This is a genomic window from Ohessyouella blattaphilus, assembly GCF_024721265.1.
Lineage (GTDB): Bacteria > Bacillota > Clostridia > Lachnospirales > Lachnospiraceae > Aequitasia > Aequitasia blattaphilus_A.
Window position 1 is genome coordinate 34520 of record NZ_JAMXOC010000014.1, and the last position, 12843, is coordinate 47362.

Here is a 12843-nt window from a genome sequence, read left to right on the forward strand (position 1 = left end):
CTTATATCATATACTGAATAACATCTCGTTCCACTAAATCGACACTTCTTTTTAATTCACCAGATATCCTGCCATCCTTAATAATAATTATACGATCACTCATTCCTATTAACTCCGGCATCTCCTCTGAAATCATAACAATGCTCTTTCCTTGAGCTCTTAATGCTTCCATCAAGTGATATATAGATTCTTTAACACCAATGTCTATTCCCCTTGTCGGGCAATCAAAAATAAAAATATCCGATCCCTTTCCCAACCACTTGGCAATGGCTACCTTTTGCTTATTCCCTCCACTCAACTCAGACACATACTGATTAACATCTTTACATTTAACCTCTAGTTCATTCGCCCACTTCTTTGCGAAATTTTTTTCTTTTCTCTTTGACAAGAGTCCTGCCCTTGACAAACTACTTATTGAAGGCAATACGATATTATCAACAACGCTGGTATTTAGTAGTACTGAATCTTTATCTCGGTTTTTTGATAAGTAAGCAATAGCTAGCTTTTTCGCCTGACTCGCGTTTCTTACTGATATATTTTTATCAGCCACAGTAACCTTCCCCGTTATTGGCTTTATCAATCCGAAAAGTGCTTTGCCTATTTCATGCATACCGCATTCACTAAGACCTCCCAAGCCAAGTATTTCCCCTTTATGAGCTGTAAAAGTTATTTCTTGGATTTTCTCATCCAACGTGAGATTCTCCACACACAACGCTGGTTCCAGCTTCTCCAGTTCACTATAATCATTCCTATAAAAATTATCGGAGACTTCACGTCCAACCATCATCGCTTTAAGTTCTTGAACATCTAAATTCTGGTTTACTCTCTTTCCAATAAAACAACCATCGCGAAGAACTACTATTTCATCTGATACCATCTGTAATTCGTCCAAATCGTGTGTAATAAATAGAACCGACTGACCATTTTTCTTTACTTCTTTAATGAGCTTATATAATAACTCGCGGCCTTTGTGGGCAATAGCTGTCGTCGTTTCATCAATAATTAGAAGACGAGGATTGTTTTCCATTGCTCTTGCGATTTCTACAATCTTACATTCTTCAAAGTTCAGCTCATCAATCATTGCTTCTGACTTGATTTCCTCTGCACCAATTAGCTTCAACACACTATCAGCTGCTTCATTCATCTTTTTCTTAGAAATTAAATTGCCTACCAGAAACTGCTCCTCTTTACCAATAAAAATGTTTTCCGCCACTGTCAATTTGTTTATCGTGCCCTTTTCCTGAACAACCATACTGACTCCTTGGCTACTAGCATCACTAATATTGTGAGGTGTAAATACTCTTTCTTCAAGAATCAGCTCTCCACTATCACTTCCTTGCATTCCTGCTATAATAGAAGACAATGTCGATTTTCCCGATCCATTCTCCCCAACCAAACCACAAATTGTCCCTTTTGATATACTAAAAGATACATCCTGCAAAGCCCTTGTTACGCCAAAAGACTTACTCAAGTTTTTTATTTCCAATAGGGGCTTTTCCATTCTCTCTACTCCTTTCCTCCTTTTCGTTGCAACAAAATAATTAACGTTAGTAAAATCTAAACATAAAGTTTTTATTTTGAAAACACCAAAATTCTTTTGCTTTGTTAGGAATAATCTTGTTTTTTTACGTCTCTCGTCCTCTTTTGTGCGCTTTTTACAATAGCTCAACCCCTCACAAATAGGCATTTTTATCATTTAAACAATTTTTATAAAGTACAAATCAGCTTTATATATGGTACAAATTCATAATCTTTTCTAAGCTTTCCTAAGCATTTATATATCTTGTTCAAAATCGATTTCCATTATTTATCCAAATTCACGAAATACATATTCAAGCATTGACATTTAAGAACAATTTATGTAAATAATAAAGCCAACCAATTAATTTGATTTGTATTTGTATTCAATTAAATAAGTACAAATACGCCGAAAGGAGAAAAAATGAATAAAGTAGTAATTATCGGTGCTGGTAGTGCCATGTTTTCCAAAAAGTTTATCGGAGATCTTCTCTATTTCAACGACATCGAAATTGATAACATTTCCTTAGTTGACATCAATACCGAAAAACTAGAAATAATGGAAAAAGTAGCAAGAAAACTTGTTTCACAAACTGGAAAGTCAACAACTATCGAAGCCTCTTCTGATAGAAGAGATGTTTTAAAGGATGCCTCCTATGTCATCAACACTATTAATGTCGGCGGTCCATACCGATATAAAGACGACCTAGAAATATGTGATAAATACGGCGTGCACCCTTCCGTAGGTGATATAATAAATCCTAGTGGAGTTATGCGTTTTTTAAGAGCCTATCCCGATATATTAGCAATATGCAAAGATATGGAAACACTCTGTCCCGACGCTTATTTCTTTAACTACACTAACCCCATGGCTCCCCTTTGCTTAGCTTTACAAAAGGAAACCACCATAAAAACATTTGGCTTTTGTCATAATGTTCAAAGCACAACCGAGCAACTAGCTGCATATGTTGGTGCAGACTTAAAGGATGTCTCTGTTTGGGCTGCCGGCATTAATCACATGGATTGGTTTTTGCAATTCAAGGTTAAGGGAAAGGATATTTATCCCCAACTCTTTGAACTCGCTAAAGATTGGGACAAGATGGTCGCCTTACAAAAGGTAGAACCTGACTATGGTCCTAACTATAATGTAGCTGTTTACGATATGGTTCGTTTCGAAATCATGAAAAACTTTGGTAAATTCCCTTCAGAATCACCTTTTCACATGTCTGAATATGTGCCATATTTTCGAAAGAACAAAGAATTAATTGAGAAATATAAAGTCGAAAGACGCTGGTGGCTGGATTTTGAATTAGGATCTGATGAATATTATGAAACTTTAAAAACATATTTAGCAAATAACGAAGATATTCCTATGAAAAAATCTTTTGAATATGCACCTGAAATAATTCATGCTAATTTGACAGGTAAGCCTTATCGAGCAAATTTAAATGTTATGAATACAGGCCTTATAGAAAATCTTCCCGCAGATAGCTGTGTTGAAGTTCCTTGCTATGCCGATGCGGAGGGCATTCATCCTTGCTATGTAGGACGCCTTCCCGAACAACTAGCTGCACTTAACAATACCAATATTTCTACGCATAAGCTAATGGCTAAAGCTGCCTGGTCAAAAAGTTTCTCTGCAATAGCTGACGCTATTAAAATGGATCCGTTAGCTAGTGCCGTTTGTACTTTGGAACAACTAAATGATTTATCAGACGAGCTTTGTCGCGCTAACAAAGATTTTCTAGCTGATTTCAAATAAAAAACATGCTATACTTCATTACAAAAGGATAGGGCATGGATAGCAATGGCAAAATATAAAGAACTATACAATCATATAGTCAACAGCATTAAAGACGGCACCTATAAAACCAAGGATAAATTACCTACTGAGATGGAATTATGCAATAACTTTCAAATTAGTAGGCAAACCGTCCGGCGAGCGCTTATTGAGTTGTCCGAGCATGGTTATATCTGTCGAATAAAAGGGAGTGGTTCATATGTAACCTGGTCTCATAGTGAAAAGAAAAAAACTATTGGTATCATGGTCGCCTATATGTCATCCTACGTGTACCCAGCTATTGTACGAGGTATCGAACAAGTTCTTGGAGCACATAACTACGGAATTGACTTAGCTTTTAGTCACTATTCTTTAACCACAGAACGAGCATACCTTCAAAGAATGTTAGATTTAAATGTGTCTGGGATAATTGTTGAGGGCGTCAAATCAGGTCTTCCTAATCCCAATATTGATTTATATCAAAAACTTATTAACCAAGGGATTCCCGTGATTTTTATAAATAATCATTATAATACTCTGGCCGCCACCTCTTTAGAAATGGCAGACGAAAAGCTATCTTATGAGATGACAAAACGCATAATTAAAATAGGTAAAAAAAATATCCTTGGTTGCTTTAAGTACGACGATATTCAAGGGCAAAATCGCTATTTAGGATTTGTTAAGGCACTACTTGATGCCGGACTCCCCATTGAAAACAACAATATATTTTGGTTTGGCGATCTTGACACAAAGCACGAAAATGTATTTGAGTCCTATTCAAGCATCATGACAATCAATAACATATGCACTCGCTTAGCCGATGCCGATGGGTTAATTATTTATAATGATCTGCTCTTAGACATTATTATGCAAAGAGCCAAACAAAAAAAATGTATTATCTCTCCTCATTTGGCTCTAGCTAGCTTTGACGATGACAACTTCGCTCACGGCAATATTGATTTACCTTTTATCTCTGCTTCTCATCCCAAGAGTATAATGGGAAATATCGCTGCTGAAGAAGTTTTAAAAGAAATTGCTAATCCATCTCTAATTTTTAAGGATAAACCCAATATTATCACTATCCCTACAGAAATCCAGTCTAGAAACACTAGTATTTAAAATGGCAATAGAGCTCACTAGATGAGAGTGCAAAAAAGAAAAGTTATCAAAAGAACCCTTACCCCAGAATGATTACAAGGCATTAATCCTTGATTCTAGGGTAAGGGTTCTTATTTAGAGAAATCGGTACTCAAAATAGCTATTTTCCGACGCCCCCATTCTTCAACTCAAACTCTTAGTTTTCCACCTTCTTAAGCTCGTTAATCTGCTGTTCTACGGTGCGAATTATCTCATCCATATGCTCTTTCATTAGGCGCACAGCTAAATCCACATCTTTCTTCTCCACAGCGTTTGTAATTTCTTCGTGCTGAGCCGCATAAACATCCCCTTGAAAACGCGTTTCTAATACGTCTAGTCCGGCCTCAACTTGTTTCTCCTCGTATATTAGCAGCTTAAGTAGGCTGATAAAATATTTATTACCACTCATTTCCGCTAGGATAGCATGAAAATCAAGCGCTGGCTCAATATGATCTACCTTCTCTGCTAAATCGGCATAATAGTCGGAGTTAGATAGGCGTAGTCGTTCGATGTCTTTTGCAGTCGCATTTTTTATAGCTTCTTTCATTACAGCAACTTCTAATACTCTTCTCGCTTTTAGTAAATCAAAAAGTTCATCGTATTCATTTACACATAGTGCTTGGGTCTCGCCGTCATGAACTTCCGCTCGCTCGATCTGCTCGGATAAAGTCTTCAAATGCGCCTTACCTTCAGGTGTTAATATTCGTCCCTGATTACTCTCCCTAACGGTATATCCAGCATAATCTAAATCCTTTAGATAACGACCAATAGTGGCACTACTAACATCAACACCTCTGTCTGCCAACAGTTGAACTAGTGTCCATGATCCCATTGGTCCATCATGCGCTGAGATATCATCTAAAATAAAATAATCAAGCACATCTCTATTGGTCTTAAATAAGCCTGTTCGCATTAAGTGACTTATCAAGTTACTACTTTCGCCCATAATTTTCTCCCACTTTACTTATTAATTCAAATTATTGCATAGTTTTCCTTAGCCAGTCAAGGTACAGTTCCATTCCCTCTTCTATTGAAAATCGTGGCTTCCATCCATAATCTTCATAAGCCCTTGCTACACTAAGAGACCCCAGATTATCATAGCCTAAATCACCTTCACCAATTTCAATTAGAGCTTCTGGGAAAAGTTCTTTTGCTTTTGCGATTATCCTTGAATAGGGAATGACCTCACCGCCGCCTACGTTATATTCTCTATGTTTTAGTTCTTTAGCAAAGGCGATTTTCACAATACCTTCTATACAATCTTCAATGTAAATATAATCTAACAGCTGCTCTGCACCACGTTCCCAAGAAACTTTTCCATCTTTTAATAATGCTGACAGAATCATATTAACCGGACACTCGTTAACGCGTCTGGGACCATAGACAAATCCCACTCTCAAAGATACACTATCTAATCCATAGTTTCTCACAAGCTCTTCACAAGCTACTTTAGTAGCTGCATATGGGTTTTCCGCATGAAGTTTCAAACTCTCGTCAATAACATCATACTGTACATCACCATAAACTGCACCCGAACTTATATAGACGTACCGACTAATGCCGTAATTTCTTGCTGCTTCTAAGCTAGTTAGCACCCCACCCACATTTGTTTTATAAATCATATATGGATTATCTCTTAACATCTTGGGATGAGATATTCCTGCATTGTGAATGATTCTATCTACACTATTATTTTTCAAGACCATATTGAGATTACCATAATCATTGGCATCTCCCTGTACATAATCACAACCGTCCACTTTCTTTTCTGGCTTATTACGCCCGTACGAGATAACGTGTTCCCCTTGTTCACAGAGGTACTCTACGAGACGTGTACCTATTAGGCCATTGCCACCGATTAGTAATGTTGACATATTTTTATCCTTTCGCTTTCAAAGTGAATTTACATGATTTTATTCATAAAGAATACGAGATATTTCTGAATCATCCATATTGTCAGCATCAAACCATACCGCTGGAATCACAATATCTTCTGCTTTTCCACCCTGTAGCACATTGACCGCCATTTTCATCGCTTCATAACCCATTGTATATGGATCTTGAGCAACCGCTCCATAAAAATATCTGTTTCTAACCGCGTTATTAGTGGTAGCTCCTGAGTCAAAGCCGATTACAATCATGTCCTTATATTTTCCTTTTTCTCTATCTAAATCGGCACCGTCAGTTGTGGCACTGAGAACACCTGTGGCTGCCGCTTCATTTACTACGAAAATAGCTGCCACATCTGCATCCGTTACCACACTACTAGCTAAATTTCTAATATCCTCATCTGCCTTAGAGGCAGCAATATCGGTTCGAATAATTACGGATGGCTCTTTATCTGCCGCTTTTGCAAAAGCATCATTCCCAGATATTTCCACTGCTCCTGGTTGCCACTCTTGACATAGCTCATACATTTTTTCCGAAAAACCAATCGTTCTATCTCGATGTACTGTCATAATTGCATCAGGTGCAATTACACTAATAACCACCGGTTTTTTTGCCGTTGCCTCTTTTATTTTACTTACGATATCATCATTTAATACTAGATTCTCAGCTGCTTGTGCTGCTGCCATCTTGCTATCGCTAGCTGAAGTCGCTGTAAGGCTTCCCTCTGGCGGGTTATCAAAAGTTATATCATAAGCAATTACAGGGATTTTTGCATTTTTAGCAGCAATCATCTGCTCGTCTAGTGAACCCGAGTCAGCTGCGGCTAATAAAAGTGCTGCTGGCTGTTTCGCCAATGCTTGGCTAATAATGTTAATTTGCTCATCTACTTGTGAAGAGTCTGCAGAAGCATTGTACTCTAAGTTGACTGTAACCCCTTCCTTTTTCATATCCTCTACAGCCGCCCTTGCACCGTCTACGTTAATGTTACAATATTCTATTGAAAAGGAATTACCTACCATTTCAATGTTATATTCATCATTCGAAGCTTCATTACTGCCATCTGCCTTATCACCACTCTTAGAACCTTTATTACCACAAGCTACAAATGAACTAACCATCATAACTATCGCTAATATTAATGCTATTTTTTTTCTCATCTTTTTCTTTGTATGATGTATGTTCCTTAACATAATCATACTCTCCTTTCAGTTTTCTTATTATTTAGCTATGTTTTTCTTTAATCCCTCGATATGTATCAAGCATAACAGCTAACAACACCGCAAGTCCTGTAAACATAACTTGCCATTGTTGTTGAATACCTATTGTTTGTAAACCATTCCGTAGTACTGCCATAATGAAAACACCAATAATGGTTCCAACCATCGTTCCTGAACCTCCACTTAGCGAGGTCCCACCAATAACAACAGCAGCAATAGCATTCATTTCCATACCACTTCCCGAACCTGGTAACACTGATGTATATGTAGCACTATAAAAAATTCCACCCATTCCCGCAAATACACCCGCTATTGTATAGACTAACATCGTCCATTTCCTTGTCTTAACTCCTGATAATCTGGTAGCTTCACTGTTTGACCCAATGGCACAGGCATACTTTCCTATTTTTGTATACCTAAAAATAAAGTAGGCAATTGCAAATAGTAATATCATATAAACTACTCCAATCGGGAAACCATTCAGTGTTTTATAAAAAACTCGTTTAAACCAACCATCCGGACTTGTAATTACAGGGTATCTCATTGTTTGTACTTTTGAAACGATATATCCTAAACCTTGGGCGATATAGGAAGAACCCATTGTAGCTACAAATGGTGGAATCTTAAAGATAGAAACAAGTACACCGTTAAGAATCCCAAAGCAAACGCACACCACTATCGTAATGACCAGCGACATACCGATTGGCATCCCCCATACAGAATACGCCACTCCTCCAATAAGGGCGCCGCACATAGCGACACTCCCCATAGATAAATCAATGCCACCGGTAGAAATTATAAATGTCATCCCAAATGCTAAACAAATAATATAGTAAGTACTTTCTAATAAACTAATCATCGAATTGGTTGTTAAAAAATTTTTCCCGAAAATGGAAAACAGTACAAACAATATAAACAATGTGGATAATGCAATGACCCGTTGCGACAAAAAAATTCTCTTAAATGCATTATTCTTTTTCATCTAACCCTCCTAATTACTTCCGGCCTTTACATTTTTTACCGCAAGTTCCATAATTTTTTCTTGTGTCGTATCTTCAATTCCTAACTCGCCAGTTATATATCCTTCACGCATGACAATAATTCGATCACTCATTCCAAGCAACTCTGGCATTTCTGAAGAAATCATAATTATGGATTTTCCAATTTTTATCAACTCGCGCATCAAGTCATAAATCTCGCTTTTAGCGCCAACATCAATTCCTCTTGTAGGCTCATCAAAGATTAAAATATCACAGTTCTTAAGTAACCATTTGGCTATAACCACCTTTTGTTGGTTCCCACCAGATAAATTACGCACCAATTGCTTAACCGAAGGCATCTTTACAGATACCAATTCTGCAATTTCTGCTGTTTTTTCATACTGGTGCTTATGATTGACCACGCCACCTTTGGTAAACAGTTCCCAGTTAGGAAGAGCAATATTATCCGCAATAGACAAATCAAGAGAGAGCCCAAAATCCTTTCGATCCTCAGAAATATATCCAATACCATTCATCACAGCATCATTAGGTGTTCTAATAGTGACTTCCTTTCCTTTGACATATACCTTACCTTTCCGACGCCAATCTGCTCCAAAAATCAATCTAGCAAGTTCGGTTCTACCGGCGCCCATTAGGCCGCCAAATCCTATTATCTCACCTCGCCGAAGCTTGAAGGACGCCCCATGAATGTCTGGTGATTCCATGTCTTCAACCTCTAAAACCGTCTCTGCGTCAACAGCAACATTAGATTTCTCCTTCTTTTCCCAGCTTACTTCTCGTCCAACCATGCTGTGAATTAACTCATCCATATGGCAGTTACATGTTTCAAAGGTCTTTATATAGGCACCATCTCTCATTACAGTAATACGATCAGTAATCGTAAATAACTCTTCTAATCGATGAGAGATGTAAATTATGGATATCCCTTGCTCCTTTAGCTTTCTAATAATTCTAAAAAGCTCTTCAATCTCACTTACTGCCAAGGCTGCTGTCGGTTCGTCCATAATCAAAACTTTACTATTGTAAGATATCCCTTTGGCAATCTCTATCATTTGCTGCTTCGCCACAGGCAATTTCTCTACAATTGTATTGGGGTTGATATCCAAATCCAATTGTTCCAAAATCTGCTTACTATTCTCTATATCTTTTTTTCTATCTAGAACAACTCCTTTTTGGGCCTCTCTACCAATAAAAATATTATCGGCAATAGACAGTTTTTGTACCAAGTTTAACTCTTGATAAATCATACAGATGCCATCTTCCAGAGCCATACTAGGGTCTTTATAGTCTACTACGCTTTGGCCAACCTCTATTACTCCTGAGTCAGCGCCAAAAACCCCTGAAAGAATTTTCATTAATGTAGATTTTCCAGCACCATTCTCACCTATCAGACCGAGAACCTCACCCTCTCTTAGCTCCAATTTCCCATCAGTAAGGGCATGTACCCCACCAAAGGACTTCTTAATATTTTGCATTGATACAATCAAGCTTTCTTTAATCATGATGCATCTCCTTGTTTCAACTCTGCCGAGGAATATATTCCCCATAACCATCTACTGTCTTAATCTGACCTTCGTCGTACACTAATTCACCGCGTACATACGTCTGAACTACTTTGCCCTTAAAATTCATTCCGTGATAGACATTATTAACACTTTTAGTTTTACTAAGTGACTTGGTACCATCAAACACCCATTCCTTATTAAGGTCAACCACTATTATATCAGCGTCACTCCCTGGTAAAAGACTCCCTTTTTTTGGCGCTAAGCCCATAATGTCAGCAGCATTTTTTGAGGTCAAATTGGTCAGTCTAGATAACGACAAGCCCCGCTTATGCACACCTTCTGTTAATAATCCTGCCAGCATCGCATCAAATCCGCCATAGCCGCTATATTCTAACCAAAAGTTTCCAGCCTTAACCTTCTCATCATCTCGATACGGTCCATGATCTGACCCGATTGTATCAATTGTACCGTCAAAAACATAATCCCATAACCGTTCCACGTTTTCTCGACTGCGATAGGGCGGATTGCATTTTGCATATGAGCCTTTTTCTCTTAAAAAGGTTTTGTCAAAAAGCAAGTACTGAGGGCATGTCTCTACATAAACATTGGTTCTATCTGCCTTTGCTTGCTTTAGAAAAGCTGCACCTTGTTCAATAGTCATATGACAGATATAGAGACGTACATCATTCGCCTTAGCAAAAAGCACTGCCCGCTGAATTGCTTCTAACTCTACCCACCAAGGTCTTGCATCATCGTGCATCGCGTAATCATGACAATTTGATTCTGCCATCTCTCTACTGCCAAAGTCTGCAACTTCTGCATTTTCAGCATGAACACCAATTAAGCCATCAAATTTCTTAACTTCTTTCATCCCTCTAACAAGAAATTCATCTGTCACTTGAGGATAATCCTCATTAGCAAAACTCATAAATCCCTTGTAAGCCACACAGCCAAGTTCATTCAATAGGGACATCTTGTCAATATTTTTGGGTGTTAACCCTCCCCAAAATGCAAAGTCCACAACTGACTCTTTCTCTGCCAGACTTCTTTTTAACCGAAACCCTTCCTCATCTAAAACTGGCGGAACGCTGAGGGGCATATCCACTATTGTAGTAATTCCCCCGGAAGCTGCACATTTCGAGCCGTAGTTCCAATCCTCCCTATAATCAAGCGGTGACGGTGCCCACATATGCACATGTGTATCTATTAGTCCCGGCATTAAAACTTTACCACTTACTTCTACTTCCTCGTATCCCACTAAAGAAATACCAGGTAAAACTATTCCCGCTATTACTCCATCGTCAACAACTAAGGAGCCTTTGACCACTTGATCTGGCAATACTATCAGACCATTTTTAAAAATTCTTCTATTCAATTATTTCACCACCTTGTTTTTCTCTGCTCATCACTAATGAGTGGTGTTGCTTTGAACTTATCACTTCTTCGTTCACTTTGTCAATATGCTTTCTACTTTTCTTCTTTCATTTGTTGATATCTCACAAAATGTAATTCCCCTTTTTATTTATAATTTCATTTGACAGTTTTCGTATTCTCATGTTAAGGTATAGCTACTCATCACTGATTAGTGGTATTATTTACCCATTTTAAGGAGGTATAAAAATGCCAAATGAATCAACACTAACCCCCGCTAAAATATATGTCAATGCAGCTGAAGAGCGATTTCAAGATACATATAGACGCTGGCAAGGGATTCCCTCTATTGAAGTATCTGCTAAGGGAAGGATTTTCGTAAACTTTTATGCAGGGCAAGACGCCGAGGTAGGTGGCAACATCATGGTCCTATGCATCAGCGATGACCATGGTGAAAGCTTCCGCTCATGTGCAACTGTTATAGAGCATCCAGATCCAGAAGTACGCATCTATGACCCAAATCTATGGATTACACCTCATGGAATATTATGGATGACCTACACCCAAGCCCGAGGGTTTAACGATGGAAGAAGTGGTGTCTGGCTAGTGACCTGTGATAATCCAGATGCCGATATTCTATCTTGGTCAACTCCCCGACGTATTGCCAACGGTATCATGATGAACAAGCCAACTGTTAGCAGTAAAGGTGAATGGTTATTTCCCTGTGCTATTTGGTGCGATACGAGTGGTAGCATTCCTACTGAACGCCATGGTTTGGAGAACGAGCAATTTTCAAACGTATATGCTTCCACAGATGAAGGTAGGACCATTACCCTTAGAGGCCACGCTGATGTTCCTGACCGTGGCTTCGATGAACACATGATTGTGGAAAAAAACGATGGTACACTTTGGATGCTAGTAAGGACACTCTACGGAATAGGCGAGAGTTTCTCCACTGATGGTGGCTATACTTGGAGTCATGGACAAAAAAGTAAGATTGATGGTCCCTGCTCGCGCTTTCATATTAGTCGCTTAAAATCAGGGCGTCTGTTACTAATTAATCACTTTAATTTTAAGGAACAAAATAGCGTCGAGGATATAATGAATCAAGGCGATGTAAAAGCTTGGAAAGGGCGTACTCATTTGACTGCTTTACTTAGCGAAGATGATGGTAAAACTTGGCCTTATTCACTCTTGCTAGACGAGCGTGATGAAGTCTCCTATCCTGACGCCAAAGAAGCAGACGATGGTTATATTTATGTGACATATGACCGACAACGCATTACGGAACGTGAAATATTAATGGCCCGTTTTACAGAAGATGATGTTTTATCCGGTAAGTTACATTCTCCAGATAACAAATTAAAAGTGCTGGTTAATAAAGCTCTTGGTCAACCTAATATTAAGTAAAGAAACGAATAGTA

The 12843-nt window shown here is 38.3% G+C and carries 10 protein-coding genes; 3 read left to right on the forward strand and 7 right to left on the reverse strand.

What is annotated here, in order from left to right:
• Position 1: 1 nt before the first annotated feature.
• The gene (locus NHH16_RS09710; RefSeq protein WP_262069402.1) at positions 2-1501 is read right to left on the reverse strand and encodes a sugar ABC transporter ATP-binding protein; all 1500 of its coding nucleotides are present in this window, start codon (positions 1499-1501) and stop codon (positions 2-4) included.
• Positions 1502-1942: 441 nt separating this feature from the next.
• Here NHH16_RS09710 and melA point away from each other — a divergent pair, with 441 nt between their 5' ends.
• Both melA and NHH16_RS09720 read left to right on the forward strand, forming a co-directional pair.
• On the forward strand, positions 1943-3280 hold the full coding sequence (gene melA / locus NHH16_RS09715; RefSeq protein WP_262069403.1) for an alpha-galactosidase: 1338 nt from the start codon (positions 1943-1945) through the stop codon (positions 3278-3280).
• A 45-nt stretch (positions 3281-3325) separates the two neighbouring features.
• Positions 3326-4417 (forward strand): GntR family transcriptional regulator, encoded by a 1092-nt coding sequence (locus tag NHH16_RS09720; protein ID WP_262069404.1) that lies wholly within the window; start codon positions 3326-3328, stop codon positions 4415-4417.
• A gap of 175 nt (positions 4418-4592) precedes the next feature.
• Here the strand turns inward: NHH16_RS09720 and NHH16_RS09725 are convergent, their stop codons facing one another.
• From NHH16_RS09725 to allB, 6 genes are read right to left on the reverse strand one after another with little or no spacing between them, the layout of a single operon-like run.
• Complete coding sequence (locus tag NHH16_RS09725) at positions 4593-5381, reverse strand: FCD domain-containing protein (RefSeq protein WP_262069405.1); 789 nt, start codon at positions 5379-5381, stop codon at positions 4593-4595.
• 31 nt (positions 5382-5412) lie between these two features.
• Positions 5413-6309 carry an NAD-dependent epimerase/dehydratase family protein gene (locus NHH16_RS09730; protein WP_262069406.1) on the reverse strand — a complete coding sequence of 299 codons (897 nt, stop codon included), beginning with the start codon at positions 6307-6309 and terminating at the stop codon, positions 5413-5415.
• Between the two features lie 39 nt (positions 6310-6348).
• Positions 6349-7515, reverse strand: coding sequence for a substrate-binding domain-containing protein (locus NHH16_RS09735; protein WP_262069407.1), 1167 nt, complete (start codon positions 7513-7515; stop codon positions 6349-6351).
• Between the two features lie 31 nt (positions 7516-7546).
• On the reverse strand, positions 7547-8524 hold the full coding sequence (locus NHH16_RS09740; protein ID WP_262069408.1) for an ABC transporter permease: 978 nt from the start codon (positions 8522-8524) through the stop codon (positions 7547-7549).
• A gap of 9 nt (positions 8525-8533) precedes the next feature.
• Entirely contained in the window at positions 8534-10045 is a 1512-nt protein-coding gene (locus NHH16_RS09745; RefSeq protein ID WP_262069409.1) for a sugar ABC transporter ATP-binding protein, read from the reverse strand.
• 16 nt (positions 10046-10061) lie between these two features.
• The gene (gene allB / locus NHH16_RS09750) at positions 10062-11423 is read right to left on the reverse strand and encodes an allantoinase AllB (RefSeq protein WP_262069410.1); all 1362 of its coding nucleotides are present in this window, start codon (positions 11421-11423) and stop codon (positions 10062-10064) included.
• A 245-nt stretch (positions 11424-11668) separates the two neighbouring features.
• On the opposite strand from allB, the gene NHH16_RS09755 reads away from it, so the two are divergent.
• Positions 11669-12829 carry a sialidase family protein gene (locus NHH16_RS09755; RefSeq protein WP_262069411.1) on the forward strand — a complete coding sequence of 387 codons (1161 nt, stop codon included), beginning with the start codon at positions 11669-11671 and terminating at the stop codon, positions 12827-12829.
• The last annotated feature ends 14 nt before the right edge of the window (positions 12830-12843 follow it).

Coding starts and splice junctions, on each gene's coding strand:
- NHH16_RS09740 (WP_262069408.1), bottom strand. CDS start 8,524: ATGAAAAAGAATAATGCATTTAAGAGAATTTTTTTGTCGCAACGGGTC.
- NHH16_RS09720 (WP_262069404.1), top strand. CDS start 3,326: ATGGCAAAATATAAAGAACTATACAATCATATAGTCAACAGCATTAAA.
- NHH16_RS09755 (WP_262069411.1), top strand. CDS start 11,669: ATGCCAAATGAATCAACACTAACCCCCGCTAAAATATATGTCAATGCA.
- NHH16_RS09730 (WP_262069406.1), bottom strand. CDS start 6,309: ATGTCAACATTACTAATCGGTGGCAATGGCCTAATAGGTACACGTCTC.
- melA (WP_262069403.1), top strand. CDS start 1,943: ATGAATAAAGTAGTAATTATCGGTGCTGGTAGTGCCATGTTTTCCAAA.
- NHH16_RS09745 (WP_262069409.1), bottom strand. CDS start 10,045: ATGATTAAAGAAAGCTTGATTGTATCAATGCAAAATATTAAGAAGTCC.
- NHH16_RS09725 (WP_262069405.1), bottom strand. CDS start 5,381: ATGGGCGAAAGTAGTAACTTGATAAGTCACTTAATGCGAACAGGCTTA.
- NHH16_RS09710 (WP_262069402.1), bottom strand. CDS start 1,501: ATGGAAAAGCCCCTATTGGAAATAAAAAACTTGAGTAAGTCTTTTGGC.
- NHH16_RS09735 (WP_262069407.1), bottom strand. CDS start 7,515: ATGTTAAGGAACATACATCATACAAAGAAAAAGATGAGAAAAAAAATA.